10 protein-coding genes are annotated in these 20,112 nt (G+C 57.5%); 2 read left to right on the top strand and 8 right to left on the bottom strand.

From position 1 onward, the window contains the following. Positions 1-76 precede the first annotated feature (76 nt). Both CFII64_RS27870 and CFII64_RS27865 read right to left on the bottom strand, forming a co-directional pair. Positions 77-2,818, bottom strand: a complete 2,742-nt coding sequence (locus CFII64_RS27870; RefSeq protein WP_020294230.1) for a DUF4214 domain-containing protein — start codon at positions 2,816-2,818, stop codon at positions 77-79. A gap of 262 nt (positions 2,819-3,080) precedes the next feature. Continuing rightward, on the bottom strand, positions 3,081-4,295 hold the full coding sequence (locus CFII64_RS27865; protein WP_020294229.1) for a site-specific integrase: 1,215 nt from the start codon (positions 4,293-4,295) through the stop codon (positions 3,081-3,083). 362 nt (positions 4,296-4,657) lie between these two features. Between CFII64_RS27865 and CFII64_RS27860 the strand changes: the two genes are divergently transcribed. Together CFII64_RS27860 and CFII64_RS29955 are read left to right on the top strand one after the other, a co-directional pair. Then, positions 4,658-6,085, top strand: a complete 1,428-nt coding sequence (locus tag CFII64_RS27860) for a hypothetical protein (RefSeq protein WP_156883306.1) — start codon at positions 4,658-4,660, stop codon at positions 6,083-6,085. A gap of 707 nt (positions 6,086-6,792) precedes the next feature. Further along, positions 6,793-6,969, top strand: a complete 177-nt coding sequence (locus tag CFII64_RS29955; protein ID WP_020294227.1) for a DUF6124 family protein — start codon at positions 6,793-6,795, stop codon at positions 6,967-6,969. Between the two features lie 167 nt (positions 6,970-7,136). Here CFII64_RS29955 and CFII64_RS29100 read toward each other — a convergent pair whose 3' ends face one another. The 6 genes from CFII64_RS29100 to CFII64_RS27830 form a co-directional block, all read right to left on the bottom strand. Beyond that, a complete protein-coding gene (locus CFII64_RS29100; protein ID WP_020294226.1) occupies positions 7,137-9,224 on the bottom strand; it encodes a SwmB domain-containing protein in 2,088 nt (695 codons plus the stop codon). Positions 9,225-9,610: 386 nt separating this feature from the next. Further along, entirely contained in the window at positions 9,611-11,383 is a 1,773-nt protein-coding gene (locus CFII64_RS27850; protein WP_020294225.1) for a DUF4214 domain-containing protein, read from the bottom strand. Between the two features lie 252 nt (positions 11,384-11,635). Continuing rightward, positions 11,636-13,753, bottom strand: a complete 2,118-nt coding sequence (locus CFII64_RS27845) for an acyltransferase family protein (protein WP_020294224.1) — start codon at positions 13,751-13,753, stop codon at positions 11,636-11,638. 360 nt (positions 13,754-14,113) lie between these two features. Then, complete coding sequence (locus CFII64_RS27840) at positions 14,114-18,061, bottom strand: glycosyltransferase (RefSeq protein ID WP_020294223.1); 3,948 nt, start codon at positions 18,059-18,061, stop codon at positions 14,114-14,116. Continuing rightward, on the bottom strand, positions 18,054-19,277 hold the full coding sequence (locus CFII64_RS27835) for an ABC transporter ATP-binding protein (protein WP_020294222.1): 1,224 nt from the start codon (positions 19,275-19,277) through the stop codon (positions 18,054-18,056). The genes CFII64_RS27840 and CFII64_RS27835 overlap by 8 nt, the downstream gene beginning before the upstream one ends. Beyond that, positions 19,274-20,068: an ABC transporter permease gene (locus CFII64_RS27830; protein ID WP_020294221.1), complete on the bottom strand. Its 795-nt coding sequence runs from the start codon at positions 20,066-20,068 to the stop codon at positions 19,274-19,276. Before CFII64_RS27830 ends, CFII64_RS27835 begins: the two co-directional genes overlap by 4 nt. Positions 20,069-20,112: the final 44 nt, after the last annotated feature.

The following is a 20,112-nucleotide window of genomic DNA, read 5'->3' as shown; positions in this document are numbered from 1 at the left end:
GCGGTCGCGAATTTGCCGGCTTTGCAGTGGTCAGCAATGATCAGACCTGCCCAAAAGCAGGCCTGATCGCCGCGTATCAGCCAGCAAAGTCCCAATCGGTCGCTGCTTTGTACTGCCCGACCAACTCTGTAGACACTACAAACGCTTGCGCAAGGCTGGCAAGCGACGCACCGTTATCCTTTTGCTGAGTCCAGAACGCGAGGCCCGCTGCGTCCGAGTCACGGCCCAGAAGCGCTTTGTACAGCACCGCGACGTCATGGGCGGAATTGCCATTCATGGCAAACCCGTTACTCGCATTTTCGACTGACTGAGCCATGGCCAAGGCAGTAGCGCCGAGGCTGTTCGCACTGGTTCCGGTGACGGTATTCCAGAACTCGAAACCTGCCACATCCGCCTGGCGCCCCAGAATGTTCTGATACAGGCTGGCCACGGCCAACTGCGTGGTGGAAGAAGCGACGGCAACCGAGCTGTCGGCAAAACTCAGGGTTTCAACGTTGACCAGTTTGACCTGATTGGCCGGGTCATCAATGCGCGTAACTAGCGTGTAGCCCGCATGCTGCTCGATGTTATAGGCCGATTTTGCGTCCGAAAATGCCCCGGTATCCACGCCTTTGCCGCCATGCAGTTGGGTGGTCTTGGCCGTGGTGCCGGTGCTCGACGCAGCAAAACTGAGCGTGTCGCTGCCGCCGCCGGCAAAAACCTGGCTGCCTGCCGCCGTTACCGTGAAATTCTGGCTGGCCGCATCGCCACTCAGAATCTGGCCCGCTGTATTGCCGGTGACCGAGACGGCACCCACGATTGCCGCAAAGTCCACGCCGTTAAGCGTGAGCGCGCTGCCCGCAGGTAGTTTGGAGGCATCGATGACCAATGCAGTGTGCTGAGTGGCACTCGCGGTGCCCTCGATCACCAAAGGTTTGGCGGGGGCTGAACTGGCGGCAACCGGGGTGATCGTCTGAATCACCACATTGCTGGTACTGGCCATGGCATTCAAAGCAGCCTGACCATTGGCATTCAACTGAGTGTTATCGGCGACATTGCTGGTCACCGCATCAATCGCGGATTTCAGCGTAATACCGCCCGGCGTTACGCCAATGCTGGCGGTGCCGGTGGCACTGAGGCCGTAGCCGACCGGCACTTGAACTTGCAGGATCGTGCTGCCATTGCTTTGCACCAATGGGATATCCGCAGCATCGGCGCGGCCCGCTTCCTCGGTGCGCGAAGTTGTCACCAGCGGGATCGACAGCGTTTGCCCGGTCACACCGCCGGGCAGCACCAGCGACGAAGTGGTGACGCTGACACCATCGATCATTGGCGCAACGACAACCACTGGAGCGTCCTTGGCAGTGAGGTTGTACAGCGTCGTGGCCGTCGTATTGTTATCGTCGGTCACCTGAATCTGCAGGCTGGCGCTACCTTTCGCAGTGGCCTTGAGCGTAGCCGCCGCTAATGCAGTGTTCAGCTCGGCCGCCGTCCCGGTTTTACTCCAGTTCGCCCCCGTCTGTGTCCAGCCGTCGAGGCCGGCGACACTGCCGTTGGTAGGCGTCAACAGCACGGTCAATGTGCTGGAATCGGCGTCTTGCACCGTGAAGTCCGCCAATGCAGTCGCGCTGCCGACGACGACGTCCTGCGCAAGTGTCGGGACCCCGGCAATCACCGGCACATCGTTGCTGCCATTAATCGTCAGCTCCAGCACCGTGGTGCCGACATTGCCATTGGCATCGGTGGCGGTCAGCGTATACGAGAGCAACAGTTTTTCGCCGGCCCGCAAATACTTGAACGCCTCGCTACCGGAGTTGAACGCCCAGGTCAGATTGCCAGTGACATGCGCGCCATCCAGCACCGGGTCCGGGGAAACGCCCATCATCGCCAACAACGTCGCGTTATTGGGCAACTGATCATTGGCGGCAATCACCGCCCCCGCGCTGTCTTTCTGCACCACGGCCACAGCCGACACGGCAACCGTCACAACATCGCTGTCGGCATCCGACAACACCAGGGTGTTGGTGCGCTCTAGCCCGGCACCGGTCTGGTTGAGGATGTAGTTTGACGCCAGCGCAGCGGAATACTCCATCGCCCGCGGGATCATCTGCGTAACCCAGACATCGGTACTTGCCGAGCCGGTAGTCACATCAGCCAGATACTGCGGGGCTGATGCCTGGAAGCCCGTCCCGGCAATACCGGCGTCATAGTAATCAAACCCCAGAAAAATGACCGTGCCCTTGCCGTAGGAGATAGCCGCTACCGTCGCATTGCTGTCCGTGCCGTAAATTGCCTTGAAGTTGGCAACCGTGCCCTTGCCAATCGCATCAGTGGCGCTCAGGTTGGACAGCGTTGCGGGGCCACCGGCAAAGGGTGTACCGGCCGCATTCGCCGTGTTGAGCGCCCAGGTCGACCCGCTGGTGGTGGTCAGGTCCCAACCAAAAATCGTATTGAGGAAGACCGTGTCGGCGCTCCCTCCTGTGGCAGTCATCATGATGACGCCGCCAGCGCTGACCCAATCGCGGATCGTGGTCTGGGCAGCCACCGGCAAAAAAGCCGTGTCGGTTGGGCTGCCGTGCTCCATATCCGTCATGAAAAAGAAGCCACTGGCGTCCAGCTTGGCGCGCAGGTCTGTATCCGTGAAATTCTTGATCGACGTATCAAGCCGGTAGTCGCCGCCACGATTGATGACCGACTGAACGATACTCGCCAGGTTGGCATTCTCCGTGCTATTACCTGGACTCGCATCCGAACCGTTCAAGTTTGGGTAACTGAAAACCGAAACCTGGTTGGACTTGGTAATCGCGGCAAATACCGGCGCAGTGTTCGCAATGCTCATGCACAACTCCAACGAATATCAAAAGATTGGTCAGCGACAAAAAATCGGAAAATACAAAGAAAGGTGTAGGCGTTCAATTCATTAACGACGAAAGGTGGCAATGCGCCTTTATTTATTCAGATCCTGACCAAAAGGCTCTACAGGCCTTGCTACTAGAGGCCTGACGCCTTTTTCAAGGCGTCATATAACCGACGTATTTGACCCTTCTGCCGCATGCCTCTTGGCACAGCAAAAACCGCGCCAGGGGAGGCGCACAGTCAGGTCATTTTCTTGCCTCGGCTTTGCTCGGCCCACCAAATGCCGGGCCCAGCAGGTCAACGGCGGTGTTGACCGCCGCCAGCAGCGTGTCTTGCGACAAGTGGCTGTAGCGCTGGGTGGTTTTGATTTGCGTGTGGCCGAGAATCTTCTGCACCTCGTAGATCGAGCGGCCGGCGTTGATCAGAAAGCTGGCGAAGCTGTGCCGCAGGTCGTGAATCCGCACTTCGGGCAGGCCAGCTTTTTTGCGGGTGGTGTCCCAGGTGTAATAGATCGAGGAATACGGCTTGCCGGTATTGGGATTGGGGAACGCCCACAAACTGCCACGCTGCGCCAGCGGCCAATTGGCGTGTTCAGCGCGCAGTTGATCCAGCAGCAGCACCACGCCTTCGGACAGTGGCACATACCGCGCTTTACCCGACTTGCTCAACGCAATGCGCCACACCCGCTGTTGCAGATCGAAATCCCCCCAGCGCGCATCCAGCACTTCGCGTTTACGCGCGCCGGTCAAAATCAGCATCGGCACGATAAAGCGCAGCATCCGCGATTCGCTTTGCTGCACCGCGTCATACAGGCGCTGCGCCTCTTCCTGAGACAAATAGCGTTCGCGCTTGTTGTTCTCCTCCAGCAGCGGCACGCCTTTGGCGGGGTTTTTCAGCAGGCCGGGGGTTTCCCACTTCAGGGCCAGGTTGAAGATGTAGCGCATCAGGATCAGCAAGCGATTGGCCGACGCCGGCGCGCGGCCCTTGGCGCGATGGCCGTGATGCAGGGCGATGATCTCGTCCTTGCGGATCTGGTCCAGGTATTTGCCGCCCAGTTTGGGCAGCAGATGGTTGCGCAGCAGCGATTCGTCGATGTGCCAGGAACGCTTGTAGCCTTTGACGTATGGCAGGTAGCGCTCATGAACGAACTCGGCGAAGGTCGGCATTTGCTTGAGCATGGCCTTTTCTTCCGCCGGATCACGACCCAACGCGACCTGGCTGCGCAGTTCATCGGTGCGCTTGCGGGCGCGCTCCAGGGAAATCACGTCGGCGTCGCCGATGCGCAACTGGCGCTGTTTGCCGCGAATGTCCACGTAACGCACGTACCAGGTGCGCCCGCCGCTTTGCCGCACTTCCAGCATCAGGCCTTTGCAGCGCGCGTCCCAGATATTTTCCTTGGCCTTGTCGGATGGGCAAACCAGCGTCTTGAGCGTCTGGGCGCTGAGGGCGATAACGCTCATAAGCACCTCCCGCCGCGAGAAGGCGATACAAGCCCGCCAGAACGCCAAACCGCAGCTACACTCCCCATGCCCCTCCCACGTTGAGAAACGCCGTTATAGACGCGTTTTACGACGCGATTGGGGAAGGCAGGCGGCATTGGCCGCACAAAAAAACCGTCAACGGCCCATAACGACTGATCAGCGCTTGCTGAAATTGATGGGATTTGGGGGTTTCTGAAGTGGGACGGCGGTGGGATATGGACCGCAATATCCCGCTGCTGCGCTAAGAGCCGGTAACGCCGGGGCCTCGATTGGTGAGGATTGTCACTGACACTGCTGGCACTTCTTACAACGCTTCGGCCGGTGCTGCTGTGCTGGTTGGCGTGAACAGTTCGTCTGCTTCGGTGACCACTGCAATCGCTAACATCAACAACGGCACCCTGACCGGTCTGATTCCAGGTGTTTCGCTGATCAATGCTGTTGCAGCTGCAAATGCTGACAAAGCTGCTTTCGGTGTTGCTACCGCTTCGACCAACCCAACTTATGATGGCATCGTTACTGGTACCACTAAAGACGGTTCGGTTTCTGCAGTTGAAGCGGGCCAAGCGGCAACTGCTGCCGATACCGCTCGTACTACAGCTAGCGCCTCTACTACCAAAATCGTTACAGACCTCTCTACAGCCGCTACCCTGGCTGCATCGAATGCCAAAGCTTTGGCAGTCGCTAACGGCAGCTCTAACGCTGTAAATGCTTACGACAGCGCCGTTGCTGCACAAAAAGTACTGGTCGGCACTTCGACTCCAGCCGTTGCTAAAGCTGCTGCAATCGTTGCTGAGAACGCAGCTGTTGCTGCTGCCGATGTTGCCTTGACGGCTAACGTTGGTGTTACCACCACTGGTACCGTTAACTACGCTACATTGCTTGCCAAGTACAACACTGCACTGGGCACTAACGGTACAGCGTTGACAGTTGTTGACAAAGCAGCTCTGCAAGGTTTCTTGGACAACACTCCAACTACCGGCACTGCTGGCGGTGCTGGCGCAACAGCTTACACAGCTGCTCAAAACCTGACTGCTCTGTTGGCCGCTAAAACTGCTATCACCGCTGAACTGGCTAAGCTGCCTACTTACGGTCAAGCAGCTGTTGATTCCGTTGCTAAAGTGAATGTTCTTATCGCTGCTGAAGACGCTGTAAGCACCGCTAGCGGCGCTGCTGGTGTTAGCGGCGTAACTGGCTATGCAGCTCTCGCTGCTGACTCGGCTACTAAAGCAGATACCTTGGCTAAAGTAACCGTAGCTGACGCTGCAGTTGCCGCCGCTAAAGTTGTAGTTGACAAGTACGCTGCACTGGACAACTCCATTGCAATCGCAAAGGCTTCGCTTTCTACTTTCGCAGCAGCCAACACTGACAAAGTAACTATCAGCGATATCTCGGGTGTTGCTGCTACTACTCAAGCAACTGCCAAGTCCGACGTTTTCTACTTCGGCAACACCAAGGCAGTAGCTGCTAACGATTTCGCAATCGGCGGCACTACTAACTTCGGTACTGGCGACAGCATCGTTCTGGGTTCGGCTTACACCTTCAATTCCGGTGCTCTGACCACTGGCAACGCTAACGCTCTGGAATTCTTCCTGGTTAAAGGCGCTACCGGTACTCAGGTTGTTATCGAAACTGAAGCATACGGCAACTCCAGCACTACAGTCGGCACTGACGGCACCGTTCTGGCTTCGCCAAACGCTACCGTAATCAACCTGGTTGGCGTAACTGCTGATCACCTGGCTGTAAACAACGGTGTTATCAGCTACGTCTGATAATCGCTGATGTGAATCCATCATCGGGCCTTCGGGCCTTGTGAAGGACTCTCGAAGAACCCGCCTCGTTAAAAGGGCGGGTTTTTTAATGGGCGTGATTTGATAACGACGCGTGGCGCTTTCGGGATATTGCTCTGAAACGTTGATGAGCACTGTTCCCTTTTCTACCTCTGGCACCTCCTGGCGCCGAGTGAGCCGTTATTAACAACGGCAGGGCTTGAAAAACAAGGCCAAAGTGCCACTATCGAGCATTTTCTGTCAGACCACTCCTACATTTTCCAGTCATGGCGACCGATGTATCCCTTTCATTTGTATGAAGTTTCCTAGAAAATCCGCCCTCTTGCGCCTGCCGATTCGGGCTACTATTCTGCGCCGGGCGCTGCACATTCAGCGATCAGGTTTAGTAGCCTGTGTTGTGTTAGGCGCATTGCGCCTCCTTTCGCGAGGCGCTTTTTTACGGCCTGCACGTTATGGTGGCCGTGCGCAGGGCGCTTTCGGGCGCACCGGTTCCTAACCGCCGGGCTACTAACCTACGCACGGCCGCCACCCTAGAAATCGTAGCGATGGTGATGGCTTTAATTTTCGGTTAGAAATCAAAGCAAATGCTCATCACAAACCTCGCTGCAACCCCGCAGAACCGGCTTCTTCCGGGCAAACGAAGGCGTCGGCCTTGAACAAGCGCTGGTCCATGCCTCGGAATTGTTGCGTTGCGTTGCGTTGCGTTGCGTTGCGTTGCGTTGCGTTGCGCCACGGCAACGGCTTACGAATGCGGCGACAGCCTCAAGGGCAGCCAACGGGATCTGGCGTTTTCCGTGATGCACCTGGTGCAAATGGTCCAGACCTTGGTGGATAAATCCCTGGATAACCTGCCGTTGCGGGATTAGACCCGCCCGTTTGCACGTCGGACACTGCGCCACCGCCCGATCAAAACCCGTAGACCGGGCTTCAGCCGAGAGGGTGGCATTTCTACCGATAGAGCCGTCGCGGATGATCGGGCTTGCTCCCGGCTGAAGCCGTCCTACGGGGTAGCGGTCGCCATGACCAGCCGAAATCAGCTGTACAACGGGATGCCTTGATCCACGACGCCGGCGAGTTTGATGGCCATTTCCGGGGAATCGACAAAGTTGGCAATCACGTTGGCCAGCCCCGCAGCGCCGGGGTTTTTGGCCAGTTGGGCAACATGAAAAGCCAGGCCTTCGGCATCCGGCGCGCGGCCAAAGGCGTTTTGGTACAGCTGGGTGACGAAAGCGGTGTTATTCGGCGTGCCATACAGCTTGGTGAACTCGGCACTGCTGACGAAATTCAGCGCCAATTGCGCGGTGCTCAAGCCTTGGCCGCTGACTCCAACGTAAAAACCCAGCCCGTTTTCTTCAGGGTTACGCCCCAATGTCAGGTGATACAGCTCGGCCACGCGGCTTGAGGTCGGGGTGACGTCCAGGGCGATGGTCTGGTTATCAAAGGTCAGGCGCTCGACATTCTTGACCGTCACCACCGAGCTTGAATCGGTCAACGAACGCACGCTGAAACTGCCGTCGGTCTGATGAGTTATGCCGAATTGCGCCCGGCTGCCGGCCAGAATCACGGTGTCGACGCCCGCGCCGCCATCCACCGAATCCGCGCCACCGGCGGGGAAAAAGGTGTCTTTGGCGCTGGAACCGACGAAGGTGTCGGCGAACGGTGTGCCAGTCAGCACCCCGCCATTGGCCGGCGCTGTCACAGTAATGCCGCCGCTTACAGGCGGCACGACAGGCGGCGCGACGGTGTTATTGATCACCGCTGTAGCGCTGAACGTGGCGGCATCGGTGCCAGCGGCGTTCTGCAAGGCGTTGGCGTCGTTGCCAGCGGTCGGGTCGTTGTAGGCGACGGTAACGCTCTGCCCTGCGGTCACTGGCGTGGTCAGGGTCAAGATCGCGGTTTTGGCCAGCGCATCGATGGTCAGGCCCGTCACGACATTGGCGACACCGCCGACAAGTACGCTGTAAGCGCCCGGCGCGGGAGGATGCGCCGCGTCCAGTGTAGTGGCTTCGGTGTAGCTGATCACCAGGCTAATGCCGTTGACCGCTGCAGTGTTGAAAACCGGCGGCACAGCGGGCGCACCGACCAGCACGTTAGTGGTGCTGCCGATTGCATTGAGTGTCAATACCGCGTTATTGCCAGCAGTGTCTTTTAATGTGCCGCCATTGAGGATCACCGAGTTTCCAACGACTATGCCGTCATTATCGGCGACGTTGGCGGCAATCACATAAGTGAACGTCAGCGCGCTAGTGCCTGAGCCGCTGGCATAAGCGGCTTGTACTATACCGCCGGTATTGAGGAGCAGGGCAATGGTGGGCGTGCCGGTTACGCTGATGGCTTCATTGAAGATGACGGTGAAATTCAGCGCTTGCCCGGTTGTATAGCTGGCATTTAACGGGACGGTAACGCTGCTTACGGAAGGGGCCGTTGTGTCGATAGCCACCCCCAACCCCGCCGATGCAGCGCTGACATTACCTGCTGCATCGGTCGCCTTGGCCGTAATGGAATGAAGACCTGGGCTCAACGTATTGGACGTAAGTATCCAGTTACCGGAACCGTCGGCCGTCGTTGTACCCAACTCAGTCGTGCCGTTGGTGTCAAACAGTTTAACGGTGGCATTGGCTTGGGCGGTGCCGGTGAAGCTGGGTGTGGTCACGTTGGTGAGCTTGTCGGAATTGGATGACCCGGAGTCACTGGCGGCCAGTAAATTGGGTGTGCTGGGCGCTGGCGGGGCGGTGGTGTCGATCACCAGGGCTTTGTTCGCGCCCAAGGAGTTGGCGGCGCCTGGCGTTGGCAAGGTGAGGGCCGCGTTCTCTAAAAGGATCGGAGATTGGATGGTCCCGCCATTGAGCGATAGGGCAATAGTGCTGGAGTAGTCCAGATCTGCACTGTTGTCCCCGGCCTGCACGGTATAGGTGAAGTTCAGCGCCGTTGGACTGCTACCCACAGCGGTATATGACGCAAGGCGTACCGAACCGAGAGTCAGTTCAAGCTGCGGTGGTCCATTGGTTACTTCTACTGCCTCACTGAACACTACCTGGATACTGATGACATCGCCGGCTTTGTACGCACCGTTTGCGGTGCTGGACGATACGGACACTACGGTGGGGACTGGGACTGCCATGAAGAACCTTCCTTGAGTTAAGAACCAATTGTCCGTCAGTGTTACACGGGTTATGTGCCTTGGCGCTTAAATTGAACGAAATTAACACAGGCGCCCACAAACCCTGTGGGAGCAAGCTTGCTTCCGAAGGCAGTAGCCCAGGCGCACTGCACTCGCTGGCTGTACCGGCGCTTTCGCGAGCAAGCTCGCTCCCTCAGGGGAATGTTTCAAGCACAACCTACGAGATCAGCGCTTTACTCAAAGAAGGACAGTGAAAAAAGTTTGACGGAGGTCTTATGCCGCTACTTATAGCGTCCATAAAAAAACCCGCCCTTTTAACGGGGCGGGTTTTTCGGGAGTCCTTCACAAGGCCCGAAGGCCCGGTGATGGATTCACATCAACGATTATCAGACGTAGCTGACAACACCGTTGTTGAAGCTCAAGTGATCAGCAGTTACGCCAACCAGGTTGATTACAGCGGTGTCAGCGGACGAAGTCACGTTGCCGTCGGTCCCAGTAACAGTAGTAGCGCTGCCTACTGCGTTGGTTTCGATAACAACTTGAGTGCCGCTTGCGCCTTTAACAAAGAACACTTCCAGAGCACTGTTGTTGCCAGTGGTCAGAGCGCCAGAGTTGAAGGTGTAGCCCGAACCCAGAACGATTGCGTCGCCGGCGCCGAAAGCGGTAGTAGTACCGATTGCGAAGTCGTTAGCGCCAACGATTTTGGTTGGGAAGTAGAACACGTCTTTAGCAACGGTGCCTTCAGTAGCGCCGGTCAGACCGGTGATTGCTACTTTGCCAACGTTTGCAGCGTTAGTGTTGAAAGCAGTGATCGCAGCAGTAGCGTCAGCCGATGCTTTGTTCAGGATGGTGTACTGATCAACAACAGTCTTGGCAGTGGCAACCGCAACGTCAGCAGCCTGAGCTTTAACCAGAGTGTCAGCAGCAGTAACGGCTGCAGCAGCTTTGGTAGCGTAGTCAGTAGCCTGAACGCCAACAGTACCGGCGTCAGTGTCGATGCCTTCCAGAGTTGCTTTGGTAGTAGTAACCAGAGCGTTAGCCTTGGCTACAGCCAGGCCTTTGTCAGCAGCTGCGTTGAACGAAGCACCGTAAGTGGTGACTTTGTTCAGTTCGGTTACTACAGCAGCGCGCTGAACAGCGTTGGTCGCAGGATCTGTCAGGTAGGTGTACAGAGCAGCGGTGTCAGCGAAAGTAGTACCACCGGCAGTACCCAGAGTAGTCAGGGTAACGGTAGCGCCAGCAGCCGATACAGCAGCAGCCAGACCTACGTCGGCAGCGGCTTTAGCCGAAGCAGCAGCAGTTTGTTCAGCAGGAGTACCCAGAGTTACTTTCTGAGCAGCCAGAGCGCTGTCGTATGCAGTAACAGCAGCGGTGCCGCCAGCCAGAGCAGAAACGATTGCCTTGGAAGCAGTAGCAGCGTTGGTAGCGTTAGTTACGTTCGCTTGCAGAGTTGCAGTAGTAGCGGCGCCACCGTTAGCAGCGTCTGCACGCAGTGTAGTTGCGGCGTTGAAAGCAGCAGTTGCTTCAGCCGAAGTTACCGAACCGTCTTTAACAGTGTCGAAAGTCGGGTTGCTGGCAGCGATTTGCTTGGCGTAGGTGTCGATTGCAGTAGCGGCAGTGGACACAGCAGCGATCAGGTTAACGCCTGGAGTCAGGCCTGGCAGGCTACCGGAAGTGATAGCGGTGATTGCAGTGTTAACCGAAGCAGCGGTGCTGTTCACGCCAACCAGTACCGAAGTAGCGGCCGAAGCGTTGTAAGAAGTACCAACAGTGTCAGTGTAAGTCTGTGCTACGAAAGTTTTGTTGTTGATGGTCTGCTGATCCTGGGTACCCAGGCTCGAGATCAACGAAGCAACGAAAGTGTCAGCCTTAACGGAACCGTTAGCGAACGAAGCAACCCAGAAGGCTTTACCAGCTGCGTCAGCAGGGCGGCCCAGAACGTTGGTGTAAACCTTGTCAACCAAAGCGTCGTTGGTCAAACCAGCGTAAGCAGTTTTGTATTCGTTAGCCAGGGTCAGACCGGTAGCAACCGAAGCAACGGTAGCGGTACCAGTGGAGATTGCGTTGGACCAGAAAGCCAGGCCAGCGGAGTCAGCAGCGCGACCCAGGTACGAAACGTAAAGTTGTTGTACTGCGGTGATTTGAGCTTGAGTTGCCATGTTAGGTACTTCTCCAAGATTTTAGTCGATTCGACAGGCAGGCCTGGGTGGTGCGGGCCCGTCGGCCCCAGCCTGATGCCATCCCCCTTCCAAGGGTATGGCCCCTTGATGGGTAAAACACTTAATGCCTATTTGTAGTAGCACCCACTACGTTCGTATCCGTAACAAAATTGGGCGCTTAGGCATAAAGCCCGGCCATCGTACACATCTTTCCTACCTGTAAACAAGATGATTCCTACGCGTATTTACTATTTATTTTACAACCGCTTTTTCTATGGACACGGCTTCGCCCAACAGGACAAGGCGTTTGGCCATAAATTCCGTGAAATCTTTTAAAAGCAGGAGGTTGCCGTTACCGCTCAGGTGATCCCCGTCAAGATACAACGGCTTACCATCGCGAAAGGCATAACAATATTCCTCAGGGCACAGAATCGGGAACGGATCCCATACAGTTGCATTCGGAAGTTGCCGTGTGATGTCAGTCAACGATCTCAGAATAGGTTGGCGATAACGGTTGAGTATCATTTTTGAAACACTAAACCCAGGCGCGCATATTGGGTTATTTGCATTAAACCAATCGCCACATCGGAATGGCGGCGCCTTGAAAACGGGCTTGGGTCCTTCAAAGACGATCTGCACTCCGTTGTCGGCAAACTCCTTGAGCGTGTCCACTGCGGCAACCACCGCACGCCTGCGACGCGCATACCCTTTTGCCCCCAACATTTCTCTATCGGCAGTGGCTTCACTTATTCCAACCCACTGGTCGGAAAGCCGCGTCACGCGTAGCGATGGCAGGAACAGCACATCACCAGGCTTAACGTTGGCGCGCAGGTCACGCAGGCTAATTTCCTGATTGCGCATGCAAACCGGATTTTCGATATCGCGCCAGGGCTGCAAGGCCACGAACGGGCAACCGCCGTTGCTGTAAACCACTACGTTGCGGGCATTGCGCAGGGCGTATTGCTTGAACATGCCTTCGTAGGCCATGGCGTGGGAATCGCCGATGACGTAGATCGTGTTGGTCGCCACCGGACGCTCTGGCTGACACCCGTGCGGCTTGAACATCAGCTTGGTGGTGCCTTCAACGTTGATGTATTCGGGGTCGGCGATGCAACCGGGATTATTGGCGTCGGTGGCCGGGCCGTGGGGATACCAGACATCCGGATTCCGGGTGACGGTGCTCATGGAAATTTGCGGTTCGCTGAGGACGATTTTTCCAGCCGCCCACCAGCTGCCGCCGATGCAGGCCAGGCCAATCAAGACCAGCGCAAACTGGGGCACGCGACGCAACAGGCGCGAGTGACGAACCGGGTTTTCCACCCACCGATACGAAGCGTATGCGAGGGCGAAAGCCAGCACGACTGCCGCAATGCGCGTCCACACGGCATCCAGGCCAACAGTCCAGCGAAACAGCACGAAGACCGGCCAATGCCAGAGGTAGAGGGAATAAGAAACACGCCCGATAGACACCAATGGTTTGCTGCCCAGCACCGCATGCAGACGGCTCAATTCGTCGTGGCGGTGCAGGCAATAAATTACGCCCACTGTGCCGATGACGGCGAACAATGCGCCGGGGAACGGGAAGCCCAACGGTGAGGTGAACGCCAGCGCGCCAAGCAGTAAAAGCAGGGACAGCAAACCGAAGATGCCGCGCGTTTTGCCCGGATTCGCGGTGGCCAATACTGGCTTTTGCTGGGTCAGCTGGAACAGCAGCACGCCGGCCGCCAATTCCCAAAAGCGGCTCGGGCTCAGGAAATAAGCCGAGGTTGGCGCGGCGTGGCTCTGCCAGTAGGCAAAGATCATCGAGGCAATCGCGCCAACCACGAACAGGCCGATGGAGACAACGCGACCTTTGGGACCAATCAACCAGGCCATGAACAGCAGCGGGAAGACCAGGTAGAACTGCTCCTCAACCGCCAGGGACCAGGTGTGGGTGTAGGGATTGAATTCAGTGGTCGGGGCGAAATAATCGCGGCCGGTCTGGGCTAGCAGGAAGTTGCTCAGGCCAAAAAATGCGGACAGGCCGACACGCTGGTTGACGTCGCTGAGCCAGGACGACGGCACCAGCAAGGCCGTCATGTAGGCCGTGACCAGCAGGCAAACGATCAGCGCCGGGAAGATTCGCTTGATGCGCCTGGCATAGAAATAAGCGAAAAAGTGAAACGGATTTCGGCCCTGAAAGCTGCCAATGGAGGCGCTGACGACGAAGCCGGATATCACGAAGAAAACATCGACGCCGACGAATCCACCGGGCAGCCATGAGGCGTGCAGGTGGTAGATCAAAACAGCCAGGACAGCCAGGGCCCGCAGGCCGTCGATGTAGGGGAAATACGGGGTACGGGTCACGGGGGACAGCGGTGTAGAAGTCATTAGACGATCTCAACAAAAACCGCTGCAACCCTAACGAGGTTTCCTACTGTAAACAAGGTAAAGCCTACCGTGTTTGTGGACTTTTCTTACAGTGTTTGTGGCATTCCGATGGATAGCTTTATATCTAGCTAGCTAGATAGCTATATATACAATCTGGAGGGGATGAAAGGGGTACACGATCGGCGTCGCAATGGGGGCAGTTGCGGCCGGATTTGCTCGCAAAGGTGGGTATTTCGGGTTGGGAAAGTGGGCGGATCGACCATCCCTTTCGCGAGCAAGCTCGCTCCCATGGGATAGGTATTTATCTGAGGGATACCGCGCAGCAACAGGCCCCCTGATCAGGGGAGCCAGTTGCCTTCTTTATAGAGCGGTTTGCTGGGCGTTTTCGATGGCGTGAACCAGGACTTCCGGCGACAGGTCCTTGAGCAACAGATGCTGAAGGTTGTCGGCACTTTGGCGCCAGGTCAGCCATGGCATGGCCGTAGAGGTCGGCTGGCAACCCTGCTCCAGCCATTGGGTGATGGCGGCGGCCAGTTGCGCGGGTTCGTCAGCCTTGAAATAGAAGGCATGTTCACCCGCCACTTCGCGGAATACCGGGATATCCCGCGCCAAAATCGGCAGGCCTTTTTGCGCTGCTTCGATCAGCGGCAGACCAAACCCTTCGTTTTCGGAGGCGGCCAACAGGCCACTGACGCCGCTGTACACCTGCTCCAGAAACTCGTCGCTGATGCCATCGAGCCAGAACAGGTGCCTGCCCTTCTGCGGATGGTTGTTCAGGCGCTCAAGCAACTTGGGAATAGTGCGCTGTTGATCTTGCGGCAGTTGCTGCCAACCCGCACGACCCACGATGACCAGATTGACGTTGACACCGTTTTCCCAAAGCTCGGAGAAGGCCTCAAGCGCTTGCAGGTAACCCTTACGCGGCTCAAGGGTGCCAACCATCAGCACGCTTGGGCAGCTGGCCAGACTTTTAAGCACTTGCGCGGCATTGTCGGGCAAGCCCATGGTCGGCGCGGTGTGCGCCAGGTCGGCCCCAAGGTGGAAGTGCTCGATCGTCAATGCGTCCAGACGCTCAGGTGCATTGACCTTGACCCACTTGTGCATGTCTTGGGCGACCGTATCGGAAATACAGATCACGCCGTCGAAATGCGCAACGGTGGCCAGCCAGTCAGCAAAATGAACGTTGGCATTGGGCGGGAAGAATTCCGGATTGAGCACCGGCAACAAGTCAAAAACCAATGCCTTGCAGGTGACGCCGTGTTCCTGCAGGCGCTTGATGACTCCGGCTTGGCTGGCCAGAACCAGCGATTGGCCAGAAACATCCAGCGTTACCAGCTGGTCACCCGGTGCGAAATCCACACCCTGGTCGGCCAGCTCTTTGCTCAAGTCCAGCAGCCCGGCGGTATAAGCCGTGGCGTAACGGTAATGCCACTGGCCACCGGAGAACACCAGATAGACCGGCTCGATGCGATAGCCCGCAGGCGGTTCGGCCAACAGCGCCAGGGTCAGCGCGCGCGCAACGCGTTCGATGCCGGTCTGGCGATCAACCTGGCAGGTTGCAGTGATGTCGAGCAGCAATTGCCGAGGTTGCAGCGGATCAGGCTGACCTTGTAGCAGTTGATCGGCCAAGGCCAGCAAGGCGTCATTGACGACCTGCGCGTGGGCTGCGTCCTGCTGGCGCGCGGCTTCGAGCACCGGCGCCGGCAGTTGTTTGATGGCTTCACGCAATTGCACGTCGCGCTGCTCGGCGCGCTGGGTGAATTTGCTGATTGCCACATGGTAAAGACCGGCGCAGTAGTCCGGATCATGCTGTTCTTCGATGATTGCCCTGCCCCGCTCGCCCAGATCACGGCGCGCTTGGGGATCACGCCACAGCTGCTCGATGGCGTGAGTCAGATCGGCGTCTTCGAATTCGTCGTCCAGGCGGTACACCGCCAACGGCGAAAGATCAGCCATGCTGCCGTTGGCGTTGACGATGGCCGGCAGACGGTTATTCATGCAGTCGAGGACGGTCGCCGAAGTCTCGCCGCGCGACAACGTGCGCAATTGCACAGCCAGATCGGCGCAGGCCAGGTACTGCTTGAAGGTGGTGTTGTCGCACCAGCCGGTTACCCGGATGCGCGCGCCCAAGCCGCTGTCGGCGATGGTTTGCAGCACTTCCTTGCAGTACGGCGTTTCGCCGGCCACGCCGACGAGTACCAGCATGCAGGTTGGGTCCAGCGCGAGTTCGGAGTCCAGCCAGGCACGAACCAGACGATGGTTAAGCTTGGTGACGCCCAGCAGGCCAAAGCTGCAAATGACGAAGGCGTCTTGCGGCAGGTCGAGCAAGCGACGCAACGCTTCACGGTCTTGCTCAATGGCACGCTCGCGCAGCAGCGGCACGAGCGACCAGTCGGCTCCGGCATGTTCGCCGTACCACTGACGCGCCAGGCGCAGGGAGACTTCGGAGTGAACGATGACGCCCGTGGCCTGCTGCAACATTTTGCGATTGACCGGATAGTCAAACGAAGTGGACTCGGCAAGCGGGTCCACCAGCGCTGGATAACCATGGCCGTAATACAAGGTTTGCAGGGTCTGGCGATGGCTGTTGTCGCGAGCGCTCATGGTGCGGTTGAGGTCGCTGATGAAGAAATCATGGAGGACCACGATGCCCGGCACTTCTTCCATCAGCTCGACCATGAAGCTGTGATACGAGGAGTTGCCAATGTGGTAGAGCACAGCGTCGTACTGGTCGGCGCGCTCACGCAGCCAGTCGGCGTCATGCACCTGACAATGCTCGTGAAGCCACTGACCTTCGACCAGCGGCTGCTCGACAATCAGATCGATCTGATAATAAGCGGCCAAGGCCGGCAGCAGTTCGGCACTGTAGTCGGCAATACCGGTGCGTTCCGGCGGCAGCGGCGAAACATAGGCCAGACGCGGCAGGCTGTCGGACGAGGCCTGATCAATAATGACAGGGGCGTCGTGACCCACCAGCTTGACCAGATGGCGCTGCAAATATTCGACGCGCGGCGAATAGTTGGAGATCGGATCGGCCGGGATGGCGATGTCCGATACGGCTTTTTCCAGAGACGCCTGGTAAGCGCGGAAACGTTTATCCAGCGCAGGTACGCGCTCAACCACCGATTTGAGCACGCCCATGAAGCGACGTTTGCTGCGCACATAGCGCAGGCCACTGTTCAGCGGTAGCAAGGCCGCACGCTTGACGGTCAATTTGAAGAAGCCGGGTTCGCGCACCAGCCTGACCACGCCGCGTAACGGGCGGGTCAGACGCCAGGAACTGCTGCTGTAAAGGTCCAGCAATTGCTGATCGGCTTTGGTCGCGCGCTCGATGCTTTCGGCATACCAGGCGTAAAGACGCTCTTCCTGCTGTTGCAGGCGATCGGCCTTTTGATCCAGACGTGCTTCGTGCTTGATCAGGCGAGCCTGATGTTCCTGCAACAGGACTTCGTGGGCCTGGAACGATTGTTCCATGCGCACCCGCTGCTGTTCCAGACGTTCGTCGAAATCATGGCCCAGCTGCTCGACGCGCAGGTCAGTGCTTTCTATGCGCAGGTCGATAATTTCGTCATAACGACCGGCGAGGGTATCGAGCTTGATCCCGAAGTCCTTGGCGAACAGTTCAGCAAATGGATCGATTTGCTCTGGCGCTGGCAACGCTTTGCGGGCTACGACGGCGTAATCCGGGCTGGCGCGGAACAATACGTCCACCAGGCCAATGCTGGCATCGGGCTCGCGCAGGGCGGGATCTTCTTGCAGACGCAGGATTTTACAGCGCTCGAAACCGCTGTATTGGCAAAGGAATTCGAGGAATACCGGTGGCAACGGTTGAACGTGGGTAGGGTCAAGCCAGAAATCGCAGGTCCCTACCGACAGGTTTTCTATGTTGGGTGTTTCCAGAATCAGCAAGCCCTGGGGCGACAGCACCCGCTGGGTTTCCTGCAACAACTCGCGAAGATAGTCGAACGTCAGGTGTTCGACCACATGGAACGAGGAAATCAGATCAAGGCTGTTGTCGGGCAGCGCTTGCAGGGCTTTGAGGGCGTCGAGGTTTTCGGCGTTCAGGCCCCGCTCGTGACAGGCCTCAAGCATCGAGTCATCAAGGTCCACGCCCCGGGCTTCAAAACCGTTTTCTACTAATAGCTGCAGCCATTCGCCGCGACCACAACCGATGTCCAGGGCGCGCGGTTGCGCGACTTCCTGGCGTAAAGCCTGCAGAAACGGTTGATAGACCTGTAAACGCTGACGAATTACAGCTTGAGAGGAGCGAAAGCGTTCCTCCAGAACCCGGTAAAAATCATCAATCATGATGCTGACGGCTCTCCAGTTGGGCGCCCAACCAGGACACTCCGATAAATTCGCTGTGACTGCGGTTCACGACTTCAAACAATACCGCGCGTTCCTGCCAGGCGTAATTGCTCTCGATATGACCGGCATGCCCATGCAGCGCAATGGTGATCGAGTAAGTGCCCGGCCCGAGGTTGGCGGGGAACGTGAACGTCCAGGCCATGTCGCTCTCGGCCTTGATGTCGTAGCACACCTGGTCCAGATGGCGGGTGTTGGTGCCGAAAACATCCTGCCCGTAGCGGTCCTTAATCAGGAAACCCAGAACCAGATCCGGCAACGCTTCGTGGATGCGGGCATCGACACGCAAGGTCACCGATTGACCCACATCGACGATTTCAATGTGCTGGCCGTTCTGGTCGAACATTTCGACTTTGCTGAAGGCTGCCTGGCCTGTCCCCGAAAGCAGCGCACCGCTGTGTTCGGGATTGTTAATGATCTGCTGATCCTGGTGGGCGGCGAGCAAGGCGTTGTAGTAATCCATGACCGCGTTGGGTTCGCCTTGCATGGCGATGGTGCCGTGCTGCAGGAGAATCGCGCGGTTGCAGATGCTCTGGATCGCCTGTTTGTCGTGGCTGACCAGCAGCAAGGTGGTGCCTTCGCGGGTGAACTGCCGAATGCGGTCGAAGCTTTTGTGCTGAAAGTAGGCATCGCCCACGGAAAGCGCTTCGTCGACAATCAGGATTTCCGGACGCTGGGCCGTGGCCACGGCAAAAGCCAGGCGAGCCTGCATGCCGCTGGAATACACCCGCACCGGATGCTCGAAGTAATCGCCAATTTCCGAGAAATCATGCACGTCATTGATGAAGCCGTCGATTTGCAGCTGGGTGTAGCCCATCAAACCGGCAACGTGATAGACGTTTTGCCGCCCGGTCAGGTCCGGGTGAAAGCCCATGCCCAATTCGAGAATCGCTGACACGCGGCCATTGATCTGCACGCTGCCGGTGGTCGGTTTGAGGGTGCCGGTGATGATTTTCAGCAGCGTGCTCTTGCCCGCGCCGTTAAGCCCGATCAAGCCCACGGCTTCGCCGGGGCGCAGGGCGAAGTTGATGTCTTCGAGTACCCACTTGCGCTCTACCGATGACGAGGGAAAACCCAGCCACGCCAGCAGTCGCTGACTTTCACGGGAGTACTTATTGAAGGCTTTGCTGATGCCTTCGACACTCAGGGCCGGGGTCATAACACGTCCACCACTTCATCAATGGCGCGGTGGTAGATAAAAGCCCCGATCAGCAAGGCAACCCCCGCGAAAATCGCTGGATACACCAACAGGGAGAAATCAGGCTCGCGCCCGTAAACCAGCACGCTTTGATAAGCCTGGACGATGCCGGTCATGGGGTTCATGTGCAGCCATTGGCGGTATTGCTCGGGAATCATGTCGACGTTGTAGACCACCGGGGTCAGCCAGAAGCTGAACTGCAGCACAATGGTCACGACCTGACCGACGTCGCGGAAAAATACGTTGAGCAAGCCCAGCGTCAGGCCCAGCCCCAGTGCCAGCCCCATCAAGAGCAGCGTGAGCACGGGCAGCCACAACAATTGAATATTCGGGATGTGACCCAACAAGGCAAAGATCGCCAATACCGAGGCCAGCAGCACGATGTTATTGAGCAGTGCGCTGCCGCAAACGATGGCTGGGAGTGCCATGCGCGGGAACACCATTTTCTTGAGCAGGTTGCCGTTTTCAATAAAGACGTTCAGACAACGGGTCACGATCTCGGCAAAGAGCGTCCATGCCAGGATCCCCGCCGTCAGGTAGATCGGATAAGCATAGGTGCTGTCGATACCCGGCAGCTTTGCCGCCATGACCATAGACAGGACGAAAGCATAAATAACGACTTGGGCCAGCGGGAACAGGACGATCCAGAGCAGGCCAAGACGGCTGCGTACTACGCGGGTGACGAATTCGTTGCGAATCGAGTTCTTGATGAAATGGCGAGCCTGCCAGAGTTCGCTGATAGATGTATTCAATCAAGGCATTCCTGTTGAGGACCGTTAGCGTACGGTCAGAAGAG

Source organism: Pseudomonas sp. CFII64 (assembly GCF_000416235.1).
GTDB lineage: Bacteria > Pseudomonadota > Gammaproteobacteria > Pseudomonadales > Pseudomonadaceae > Aquipseudomonas.
Note: the sequence above shows the minus strand (reverse complement) of the source record. Positions and strands in the feature narration are given on the sequence as shown.

Coding starts and splice junctions, on each gene's coding strand:
- CFII64_RS27870 (WP_020294230.1), bottom strand. CDS start 2,818: ATGAGCATTGCGAACACTGCGCCGGTATTTGCCGCGATTACCAAGTCC.
- CFII64_RS27865 (WP_020294229.1), bottom strand. CDS start 4,295: ATGAGCGTTATCGCCCTCAGCGCCCAGACGCTCAAGACGCTGGTTTGC.
- CFII64_RS29100 (WP_020294226.1), bottom strand. CDS start 9,224: ATGGCAGTCCCAGTCCCCACCGTAGTGTCCGTATCGTCCAGCACCGCA.
- CFII64_RS27850 (WP_020294225.1), bottom strand. CDS start 11,383: ATGGCAACTCAAGCTCAAATCACCGCAGTACAACAACTTTACGTTTCG.
- CFII64_RS27845 (WP_020294224.1), bottom strand. CDS start 13,753: ATGACTTCTACACCGCTGTCCCCCGTGACCCGTACCCCGTATTTCCCC.
- CFII64_RS27840 (WP_020294223.1), bottom strand. CDS start 18,061: ATGATTGATGATTTTTACCGGGTTCTGGAGGAACGCTTTCGCTCCTCT.
- CFII64_RS27835 (WP_020294222.1), bottom strand. CDS start 19,277: ATGACCCCGGCCCTGAGTGTCGAAGGCATCAGCAAAGCCTTCAATAAG.